The following is a 10549-nucleotide window of genomic DNA, read 5'->3' as shown; positions in this document are numbered from 1 at the left end:
GCTTCGACCCATTGCTCGACGATGCCGTAGACGCGGCGGCTGACCACGATCTGGTCGGCCTTGGCCTCGCCGCAGAGGCGGGAGGCGAGGTTGGTGACGCTGCCGATCGCGGCATATTCCAGCCGCTGCTCGAAGCCGACCTGGCCGAGCGTGGCATAGCCGAGCGCAATGCCGATGCCGAAGCCGAGGCTATGCCCGCGGTTGCGCCAGCGCTCGGTCAGCGGCCCGATGGTGTCGCGCATCTCCACCGCCATCTTCACGGCGCGCCTGGTGTGGTCCTCGAACTGGATCGGCGCGTTGAACAGGATCATGACGCCGTCGCCGGCATATTTGTCGAGCGTGCCCTCATATTTGAAGATCAGCGTGCCGAGCGCGGCGTGATATTCCCGCAGCACGTTCATCGCCTCTTCCGGCTCGGTCGCTTCCGTGAACGCGGTGAAGCCGCGCAAATCGCAGAACACCACGGTCACCTCGCGGCGCTGGCTGGTGAGCAGCCCCTCGGGACTGTCGGAGGAGGCGATCAGCTGCGCCACCTGCGGCGCCAGGAAACGCTCGAGCTTGCGGATCCGCTCGATCTCGCTGAGCTGGGTCTCGACGCGCTCTTCGAGCGACTTGTTCCAGTCCTTGAGCTGCTCGGTCTGCTCGCGCAGCTTGTCGGCCTGGTCGCGCACGGTCTCGTGCGCGGTCTCCAGCGCATGGCTCTTGTGGTCAACTTCAGTGAACAGCCGCGCATTGCGCATCGCCAGCACCGCCTGGTTGGCGAAGGTCCGCATCAGGCCGATGAGGCTGCCTTCGAACGCGCCGCGGACGCGGCGCAGCACCACCAGCGAGCCGAGCGTGCCCTGCTGGTCCACCAGCGGCACCACCAGCACCGAATGGAAGCCGGCATCGACCGCGGCGTCGCGCAGCGGCTGCTCGGGCGCGTGGTCGAGATCGGCAAGCGCGATCGGCTCGCCGCTCCTGGCGGCATCGCTCAAAATGTTCTCGCCTTCCTCGATCGTGATGTGGGCGCCGTCGGCCGATTTGTCGATGCCGTTGGCCTCGACCAGGTCGAAGCGGCGCGCGTCCGCATCATAGCCGTAGATCAGCACCGCATCGGCATGGCTGATCTCCAGCGCGCGGGCGGCGATCGTCGGCAGCACGGCGTTGAGGTCGAGCGAGGCGGCGACCGCGCGGCCGACCTCTTCCAGCACCTTCAGCTCGTTGATCGACTGCGCGAGATCGCGGGTGCGCTCTTCGACCTTGGTCTCGAGGTCCGTATAGGTCTCCTGGAGCTGGCCGGCCATGCGGTTGAACTGGCCGGCGAGCTCTTCCAGCTCGTCGGAGGTGTGCACGTCGATGCGGTGGCTGAAGTCACCCTCGCCAAGCTTGTGTGCACCGTTGCGCAAGGCCGTGATCGGGATGATCATGCGGCGCGCCAGCAGCGTGCCGGCGAGGATCGCGACCAACAGCCCCATGCCGATCAGCAGCGCAATGCGCACGAGCTGGTCGCGGATCGGCGTCAGCGCCTGCGCGGTCGGCTGCTCGAACAGCACGTTCCAGCCGAGCTTCGGCACGGTGCTCGCGGCGGTCAGCACCGAATGGCCATTGAAGTCGGTGCCGAACGTATCGCCGTCGCGGCCGGGGGCGATGGCGGCTGCGACCTGCGGCAGCTTCGACAGATCCTTGCCGACATCGGGGCCCTTCGACGAGGTCGCGAGCACGCGGCCGCGAGCGTCGACCACATAGGCGAAGGCGGCCTTGCCGAGCTGGGCATCGGCGAGGTAGTCGGAGAGGAAAGAGAGATCGATCTCGGCCACGGTGACGCCGGCATTAAAGCCGGAATGCGCCACCGAGATCGATATCACCGGCTTCTGATCGACGAAAGAGGCCGGCGAATAGCTCACCCCGCGCGCGACCGTGTCGGTGAAGCGCATGTCGCGGGAGAGATCGGCATTGCTGCCGGTCGTGGTCGATTGGCGCGAGACGCGCAGCACCTCGCGGCCGTCGCCGTTGAGCTGGAACAGCTGGGAGACGACCGAGACCTGATGCAGCAGCTGGGCGTAGTCGGCGCGGCGCTTCTCGAGCGTGTCCTGGCTTGCCCGCGTCACCCAGCTGATCTGGCGTTCGAGCTCGGAGACCGACTGCTCCATGCGCCTTGCGGCGGCCTGCGCCTTGTCCCCGAGGGCGTCGGTCAGCGACGTCGTGGTGGCGCGGTAGGAGATCCAGGTCTCCATCGCGCCGTTGACGGCGAGCACGAACACGACGAGGCCGACGAGGGAGACGACGTATTTGGCGAACAGGCCCTCGCGCAGAAACCGAATCTTGCCTTTCGCTCCTGCCATCCGGATCCTCTCGCGCCGCGACGGACGCCGGCGCTATGGGCCGCACGGGCCCTTACGACCTTCTATCACAATTTGGGCCAGGGAACCGGCAAGGAGCCGACAAGGGACGGGCGGGGATGGCCGGCGGCGGCCCAAATGCCGCAGCCGTCCTTCTCATCCGTTCGGATGAAGAAGTGGAGGGGGTGCGGGTGTAAGGACCGCATTGGAGTCTGGAAGCGTTGGTCCGAACATCACCGATTGAAGAGCTGCCGCATCACGTCGTTCATCGGCTGGCTGTCCTGCTGCGCGACCGGCGGGTCTTGAGTCGGCTGGTCTTGAGTCGGCTGGGCTTGGGTCGACGGGGCTTGGGTCGGCGGCGCGGGCGAGGCCTGCGGTGCCGGCGTGGTCGGTGTTCCCGGCAGGCCGCGGCTGCGGATGCCGGTTCCAGGGGGGGTGGACAGAGGGCTGTTGGACAGTCCCTGCTGGATCATATTGCCGATGGCCTGGCCGAGTGGGCTGTCCGGCCCCGGCAGCTTCATCTGCGGGTTGGCGCTGCCTGCTGCGTTGCCGCCGCCCGGCGCGGCGCCGCCGAGCCCAAAATTACCACCAAGATTGCTCAACATGTTACCGAGCCCGGCGCCGTCAGGCCCGAACAGACCCTTGCCCATCTCGCGCAGCTTGGCATAGGCGGCATCCGGATTGTCCATCATGCCGCTCATGTCGGGATAGATCTGCGGCTGCGACCAGGAGCCCGAGATCATCACGGGAATGCCGAAGCCGACCGGTTCGGAGGTGCGGCCCTGGCCTTCGGTGGTCATGACCAGCTTCGGCTCGACGCGAAAGCCCAGCATCTTGGTGTCGAGTGCGATGGTGCCGGCGCCGGTGATGCGCACCAGCGGTCCGACCAGGTTGAAATCGGTCGTCACCGCCTGGCCCTTGTCGATGCGGAAGGAGGCGGAGAGTTGCGACAAATCGGTGCTCTGCTCGGTGCTCCCTGCCTCACTGTCCTGCCAGCCGGACAGCTTGCTGGTCGTCAGCGAGCGGATCATCTGTGCGACATTGATGCCGCGGATGGCGCCGTCCTGGAAAGTGACGAAGGCCGTGCCCTGCATGTTCGCCATCAGCGCGCGCTGGCTGGGGCCGGCGCTGCGCAAAGCGAGCTTGGCTTGCATCTTGCCGTCGACCCGGTCGAACTCGGCAAGGCCCTGCAGCAGCGGCAGCGCCCGCACGCCGACGATGTCGGAATGCATGGCAAAGCTCGGTGCGCCGGAGGTTGCATCGAGGATCATCTCGCCCGAGACCTGGCCGCCATAGGCGCCGAGATTGGCGGTGCCTGTCTTCAAGATGCCGCCGGCGAGTTTTGCATCGAGCGCCAGCGGCGCAAGGCGCGCCTGGCCGATGATGGCTTCGTTGGCCGAGATCCTGATTTGCGCATCGACATAGTTGAGCCCGGAGACATCGATCGGGGCATCGCTCCAGGGCTGCGCGGTCGCGCCCTCGGGCGATTTTGCCAGCGGAATCGTCAGCCGCTGGAAGTCGAGATCGACCTTCACCAAAGGCTTGCTGGCAATGTCGACCGAGGCCCAGCCGTTGAAGGCGCCATCGCCGAGCGTGCCGTTGACGCCGTTGATCATCACCATCGGCCCGTTGAGGCGCAGCTCGGCATGGCCTGCGAGCTGCGAGGACAGCACGTCCGGCATGTCGATGACGAAATCCACCGGCGTGGTCTGCCGCTCGACCGGCGGCGCCGGCGTGGTCGCCTTGATGTCGAACCTGGTCGGGTGCTCGCTGATGCGCGCCGTGCCGGTGACCTTGATCGTGCGGTCGCGGCCCATGATGGCGTCGGCGTTGATGGCCGTGATGCGGCTGTCGACGCGATCGCGCACGCGCGAGAATGCGACTTCGCCGTTGCTGATCTTGAAACGGTCGATGGTCGCACCATCCATGTCGGGCGCAAGCGCCGCTGGCGATGCATCGGCATTCGGCAGGCGATCGCGCAGCATCGGCAAATAGAGCACCGGATGGGTGACGACGATCTCGCTGATCTTCGGACGGCCCGACCATGCGCTGGACAACGACATGTCGACCTGCACGCGCTCGATGGTCAGGCGCGTGATGCCGCTGCGGTCCTTGGGGTTCTGGAGCGTGAGGTCGCTCAAGGCGACGTTCAGCGTCGGCCACAGGCTGATCTTCGTGGTGCCGTCGATCGACAGGCGATAGCCGCTCGCCTGCTCGACGCGCGAGGCAATCGTCGAGGTCAGGAAGCCCGAGGGGATCCCGACCACCAGCAGGAGCGCGATCACGATGATGACGGCGACCACCGCCGCCCCAGTGAATTTAACTGCTCTCATGTCGACGTCCCAACGACGGACAAGCGGCGTCGAAACCCGCCCGGTCACCCGTCCCTCGCGCCTGAGCTTATCCCGGGATGGGAAGCCGCTCCAAGCAGACAAAAATAGTCAGGGGGAGCTGTAAAGTTATGTGACTTATGACACACTTCTCCCACGCGGTTTTACGCGATTCTGATGTTGATGCTTCCAAGCGATTTGCCAAGGAAATTGGCTAAGGAAATTCATAAGGACGTTGAAATGAGCAAGCAGGCCGAATTTGCGGTCATTCTCAAGATGAACGCCATGTTCGCTGATCTCGGTACGGACGAGCTTCAGCGGCTCTCCAATCTCTGCCACACCCAGCATCTGGGGAACGGCGAGGTGCTGTTCCAGAAGGGCGATCCCGGCGACGCGCTGTTCGGTGTGCGCCGCGGCCAGGTCCGGATCGAGACCGGCGCCTCCGACGGTAGCCGGCTGACGCTGAACTTCATGGGCTCGGGTGATCTGTTCGGCGAGGTCGCTGTGCTGGACGGGCAGAGCCGCACCGCGGATGCGACCGCGGGCGAGGTCAGCGAATTGTTCGTGCTGCGGCGCGAAGACTTCCTCGCCTTCCTCGAGCGCGAGCCGAAGGTCGCGATCAAGATCATCGGGCTGCTGTGCCAGCGCATTCGCTGGCAGAGCGAGCGGATGGAAGAATCCATGCTGCAACCGCTGCCGGTGCGGCTGGCACGGCGGCTCTGCGCGCTCGCCGCCGATTTCGGCTCCGAGGTGCATATCTCGCAGGAGCAGCTCGGCGTCTTCGTCGGCGCCGCCCGCGAGAGCGTCAACCGCCAGCTTCAAGCCTGGCGCAAGGAGGCGATCCTGGATCTCCAGCGCGGGCGGATTTTGCTGAGGAACATGACCAAGCTGACGGCAATTGCACGGAACGAGTAAGGGCCGGAGCTGGGCTGCTTCCGGCACACAGCGCGCATCATCTCGTTCCCACTTGGTAGGAACTCTACTCCGCCGCCGGGTGCACGATGCTCTTCGGCACCGGTGTGGCCTCCGCGGGCGCCGCGCCGTGGTGATCCGCAGTTTCCGCATCCTCGCTGTGCACGATGAGCCGCTTCCCGAACCGCCAGATCAGGGCGCCGAGATCGTCCATCACCATGAACATCGCGGGCACGAACACCAGCGACAGGATGGTCGAGAAGATCAGGCCGCCGATCACCGCCAGCGCCATCGGGGATCGGAACTCGCCGCCGGCGCCGACCGCGAGCGCGCTCGGGATCATGCCGGCGGCCATCGCGATCGTGGTCATCACGATCGGGCGGGCGCGCTTCATGCCGGCGTCGATCATGGCCTCGTCGCGCGGCTTGCCGGCGTGAATGGATTCGATCGCGAATTCGACCAGCATGATCGCGTTCTTGGTGACGATTCCCATCAGCATCAGGATGCCGATCCAGACCGGTGTCGTGAGCTGCTTGCCGGTGATCAGCAAGGCCACGATCGCGCCGCCGATCGAGAGCGGCAGCGAGAACAGGATGGTGATCGGCTGCAGGAAGGTACCAAACAGCAGCACCAGCACGGCGTAGACCATCATCAAGCCCGCCGTGATCGCGGTAGCAAAGCCGTCGGACAGTTCGTTCAGGCTTTCGGCGTCGCCGGAGGGGGAGACCTTCACGTTCTTCGGCAACGTCTTCATCACCGGCAGGTCGTAGATCTTCTTGGTGGCGTCGCCGAGCGCAGCAGAGCCGACGAGGTCGGCGGCGACGGTCGCCTGCCGCTCACGGTCGTAGCGGCTGATGCTGGTCGGGCCCTGGTCGAGCTTGACGTCGGCGATGACCGAGAGCGGTACGCCGCCCTTCTCGCCGTGCTCGCCAAGTGGCACGCGCAACTGTTCGAGCGTCTTCAGATTGCCGCGCGCGGCGTCCTCGAGCTGCACCCGGATCGGCACCAGACGGTCGCCGACGTCAAATTTGGCAAGCGCAGGCCCGACGTCGCCGATGGTGGCGACGCGGATGGTCTGCGACAGGCTTTCGGTCGAGACGCCGAGCCGTGCGGCGAGATCGGCGCGCGGTTCGATGCGCAACTCGGGCCGCTCCAGCGTGGTTTCCGAGATCACGTTGGAGATGGTCGGAACCCGCTTCATCTGTGTCGCGAGTTCGCTTGCGACATTGTTGACGATATTGGCGTCAGCGCCGGTGACGACCAGCGCGATCGCGCGCAGGCCGTTATCGTCGAGGAACCAGAAGCGGATGTCGGGAATGTTCTCCAGCTCTTGGCTGATCGAGAATTCGAGCTCGCGCTGGCTGATGTCGCGGTTGGCCTTGGGCACGTAATTGATGATCAAAGCGGCGCGCCGGACTTCCTGAGTGCCCGGCGGAACGCGGCCGCCGTCTACGAAGATGCTTTTCACCTCCGACCGCTTGCGCAGCCGCGCGACGATGTCCTCGGTGACCTTTTCGGTATAGGCGAGCTGTGTGCCTGGCGGCAGCTCGAGCGCGAGCAGGGAGCGTGCGCTGTCCTGCGCCGGCAGGAAGCCTTGCGGCAGCAGCGTGATGCTCCAGATCGAAGCGGCGAAGATGCCGACGCCGATCAGCACGGTGACGAAATAGTGCCGCACGGACCAGGTGACGATGCGGTGATAAGTCCGCAGCACCCGGCCCGGCGGCGGTTCCTCATGATTGCCATGTTTGAGAAAGTAGGCCGCCAGCATCGGCGTCACGAAGCGCGCGGCGAGCAGCGAGAAGAACACCTGCACCGAGACGGTGATGCCGAATTGCTTGAAGAACTGCCCGGCGATGCCCGACATGAAGCTGGCGGGCGCAAAGATTGCGATGATCGTCAGCGAGATCGCGATCACGGCGAGGCCGATCTCGTCGGCGGCTTCGAGTGCCGCGCGGTAGGGCGATTTGCCCATGTTCATGTGCCGGACGATGTTCTCGATCTCGACGATGGCGTCGTCGACTAGAATACCCGTCGACAGCGTGATCGCGAGGAAGCTGACGAGGTTGAGCGAGAAGCCGAGGATGTCCATCGCCCAGAACGCCGGGAAGATCGACAGCGGCAGCGAGATAGCTGCGATAATGGTGGCGCGCAGGTCGCGCAGGAACAGCAGCACGATCACCACGGCGAGGATGGCGCCCTCGAACAAGGTCGAGATCGCGGCCTCGTAATTGCCCTTGGTGTATTCGACCGAGGTGTCGATCAGTTTCAGGTCGACGTCGGGATAGGCGGCCTTGAGCGCGTCGATGCGCTTCGCGACGGCGGCCGCGATCACCACGTCGCTGGCGCCCTTGGAGCGTTTGATGCCGAGCGCGACCACCGGCTCGCCGTTGAAGCGGGCGAAGGTGCGGCGATCGGCGATGGTGTCGGTGACGGTGCCGAGATCGTCGAGCCGAACTTCGCCGCCGGCGAACAGCGGGATCATGGTGCCGGCGAGGTCGCTCAGCGTCTTGGCGCCGGCCAGCGTCCGGATCGCCTGGTCGTTCTTGCCGATCTCGGCGCGGCCGCCGGCGACGTCGACATTGGTGCCGCGCAGGCTCTGGCTGACATTGACGGCGGTCAGTCCCATCGCCTGAAGACGGTCGGGATCGAGCGAGATCAGGATCTCGCGCTCGACACCGCCGATGCGCTCGACCTGCGCAACGCCGCGTACGCCTTGCAGCGCGCGCTTGACCACATCGTCCACGAAATAGGAAAGCTGTTCCGGTGTCTTTCCGGGCGAGATCGCGGCGTAGGTAACGATAGGCAGGCCGATCACGTCGACGCGCTGGATCAGCGGCTCGTTCACGTTCTGCGGCAGATTCGAGCGCACCCGCGTCACGGCGTCCTTGACGTCGTTGAGCGCGCGGTCGGTGTTGGTTTCGAGCGCGAACTGGATCGTGGTCAGGGACAGGCCGTCGGTGATCTGCGACCCGATGTGCCGCACGCCTTCGACACCGGAGACCGCGTCTTCGATGGTCTTGGTGATCTGCGACTCGAGCTCTGCAGGGGCTGCGCCGAACTGCGACACCGCAACCGAGATCACGGGGATGTCGGCCGAGGGCAGCCGCGTCACCGCGAGCTTGGTGAAGGAGACCCAGCCGAGGATCAGGAGGATGATCGAAAAGACGACCGACGGCAGCGGATTACGGATCGACCATGCCGAGATATTGAGAGCCATCAGCGTACCCGCGTGCGATCGAGTTCATCAGCGAACATGGTCTTGATCTGGTCGCCGTCATGCAGCGAAGAGCCGGCGTCGGCCACGACGATTTCGCCGACGTCGAGCCCTTCCAGGATTTCCGTTTGGCTGTCGGAGGTCAGCCCGACCCGCACCCTGCGCGTCTCGATCGTGGTGCCTTTGACGACCTGAACGGTGAGATGGTCGATCGCGGTCTTGGGTACCGCGACGCCGCAGCTTCGCTTGGCATCGATGGAGGCGCGGGCGAACGTCCCGATCTTCAGCGAGGGATTGTTGGTGACGCTGATGCGGACCCGGCCGAGCTGCGTGGCGCGGTCGATCTCGGGCGCAACCAGCCGGACCCGGCCGATCAGGTCGGCGGCGTCGTCCCTGCTGATCCGCACCGTTGCGCCGGGGCTGAGTTTTGGCATGTGCACGGCCGGAACCTGCGCATCCAGCTCAATCTCGCCGCTGACGGCAATGCGAAACATCGGCCCCGCCTGCGGCGAGGCCGGCGCGCCGACGATGGTGCGGACTTCGGTGACGAGTCCGGGCGCAGGCGCCTTCAGCGAGATCGGCCCCTGTGGCCCGGGCCTTTGCGGCTGGCCCGGCATCTGCGGCGGCGCCGTCAGGCGCGCCAGCTCCTGATTGTCGGTGACGACGGCGCCTTCGGTGACGAAGAGGTCGGTGACCTTCGATCCCTCCTGGTCGGCGATGACCACCGCCTCGCGCCGCGGTACGAAGAAGCCGGTCACCCGCACCAGATCGGAGAAGCAGGCATTGGTCGACTTCGTCACGATGACGTGCGCCTCGCCCGGCGTTTCCTTTTCTTCCGGGTGATGGCGATGCTCGAACCAGTAATAGCCGACGCCGAGCGCGACGATGAACACCACAGTTCCGGCAGGCTTGAGATATTCGGAGATGTTCATCGCCGGATCATCCTGGCCTGGCTCGCGGTTGCTGAGAGTGTTTCCCTGAAACGAAGCGGCGTCCCGCAAGGCTGCGGGACGCGCTTTGGGAGCAAGACTTTACACCACATCACGACTTGTCACTTCAACGGATTACGTCGTGGTCACTTCGATGCGGTGGTCTTGTTTTCCATATTGACGACCTGGACACGGCGGTTCACCTCCGCCATCGGCTGGCTCGGGTCCTTCAGCTTGCTCTTGCCATAGCCGACGGTGACGAGGTCGCTCGCGGCGATGCTGTACTTGTCGACGAGGTAGCGCTTGATCGAATCGGCGCGGCGCTCCGACAGTTCCTGGTTGTAGCCCTCGCCGCCGGCGGCATCGGTGTGGCCGGCGACCACGAAGGTCGAGCCCTTCAGGTCGGGGCTGGTCAGTGCGCGGCCGAGCGCCTGAACCGAGGGCAGCGACTTGGTGCTGATATCGGCCGAGTTGTAGTCGAAAGTGATCTCGAGATCGATATTAGGCTTGTCCTTGGCGGCTGAGGCGATCTCTTCACGCTCGGTCGACGAGAGCGAACGCGTGGACCGGCCGCGGACGGCCTGGAGCAGCTTGGTCTCCTCGGCGCTCGGCGCCGGACTGGTCTGCGGGCCGACCGAGAGGCCGCGGGTCAAGGGTTTCTTGGGCTGCGGCGCCAGGGCGCGGACGATCTCGTCCTCGGTGACGTTCTTGCTATTGCCGTCGTCGCCAGCGAACGCGGGCGAGACCGGCAGCGACAGCGCTGCGCCGATGGTGATGATGGACAGGATTGCGGTAAGTCCTTTTGCAGCCAATCTCATTGCCAGTCCCTCCCTGCGCAGCCCG

At 65.4% G+C, this 10549-nt stretch carries 6 protein-coding genes; 1 reads left to right on the top strand and 5 read right to left on the bottom strand.

Annotated features, from left to right (window positions below):
• Both UP06_RS26660 and UP06_RS26655 read right to left on the bottom strand, forming a co-directional pair.
• Positions 1 to 2324 (bottom strand): adenylate/guanylate cyclase domain-containing protein (locus UP06_RS26660; RefSeq protein WP_045001035.1); only part of this gene is annotated, 2324 nt, incomplete at its 3' end.
• A 230-nt stretch (positions 2325 to 2554) separates the two neighbouring features.
• Positions 2555 to 4654 carry an AsmA family protein gene (locus tag UP06_RS26655; RefSeq protein WP_045001033.1) on the bottom strand — a complete coding sequence of 700 codons (2100 nt, stop codon included), beginning with the start codon at positions 4652 to 4654 and terminating at the stop codon, positions 2555 to 2557.
• Between the two features lie 237 nt (positions 4655 to 4891).
• On the opposite strand from UP06_RS26655, the gene UP06_RS26650 reads away from it, so the two are divergent.
• On the top strand, positions 4892 to 5566 hold the full coding sequence (locus tag UP06_RS26650; RefSeq protein WP_045006654.1) for a Crp/Fnr family transcriptional regulator: 675 nt from the start codon (positions 4892 to 4894) through the stop codon (positions 5564 to 5566).
• A gap of 64 nt (positions 5567 to 5630) precedes the next feature.
• Here UP06_RS26650 and UP06_RS26645 read toward each other — a convergent pair whose 3' ends face one another.
• The 3 genes from UP06_RS26645 to UP06_RS26635 form a co-directional block, all read right to left on the bottom strand.
• Positions 5631 to 8780: an efflux RND transporter permease subunit gene (locus tag UP06_RS26645; RefSeq protein WP_045006653.1), complete on the bottom strand. Its 3150-nt coding sequence runs from the start codon at positions 8778 to 8780 to the stop codon at positions 5631 to 5633.
• Positions 8780 to 9709, bottom strand: coding sequence for an RND family efflux transporter (locus tag UP06_RS26640; RefSeq protein ID WP_045006652.1), 930 nt, complete (start codon positions 9707 to 9709; stop codon positions 8780 to 8782). Before UP06_RS26640 ends, UP06_RS26645 begins: the two co-directional genes overlap by 1 nt.
• 143 nt (positions 9710 to 9852) lie before the next feature.
• Complete coding sequence (locus tag UP06_RS26635) at positions 9853 to 10524, bottom strand: OmpA family protein (RefSeq protein ID WP_045006651.1); 672 nt, start codon at positions 10522 to 10524, stop codon at positions 9853 to 9855.
• Positions 10525 to 10549: the final 25 nt, after the last annotated feature.

This window comes from Bradyrhizobium sp. LTSP857 (genome assembly GCF_000938285.1).
Taxonomy (GTDB): domain Bacteria; phylum Pseudomonadota; class Alphaproteobacteria; order Rhizobiales; family Xanthobacteraceae; genus Bradyrhizobium.
Note: the sequence above shows the minus strand (reverse complement) of the source record. Positions and strands in the feature narration are given on the sequence as shown.

What these genes read in the sequence shown, in the direction of transcription:
- UP06_RS26635 (WP_045006651.1), bottom strand. Translation starts at nt 10,524, where the DNA reads ATGAGATTGGCTGCAAAAGGACTTACCGCAATCCTGTCCATCATCACC.
- UP06_RS26650 (WP_045006654.1), top strand. Translation starts at nt 4,892, where the DNA reads ATGAGCAAGCAGGCCGAATTTGCGGTCATTCTCAAGATGAACGCCATG.
- UP06_RS26655 (WP_045001033.1), bottom strand. Translation starts at nt 4,654, where the DNA reads ATGAGAGCAGTTAAATTCACTGGGGCGGCGGTGGTCGCCGTCATCATC.
- UP06_RS26640 (WP_045006652.1), bottom strand. Translation starts at nt 9,709, where the DNA reads ATGAACATCTCCGAATATCTCAAGCCTGCCGGAACTGTGGTGTTCATC.
- UP06_RS26645 (WP_045006653.1), bottom strand. Translation starts at nt 8,780, where the DNA reads ATGGCTCTCAATATCTCGGCATGGTCGATCCGTAATCCGCTGCCGTCG.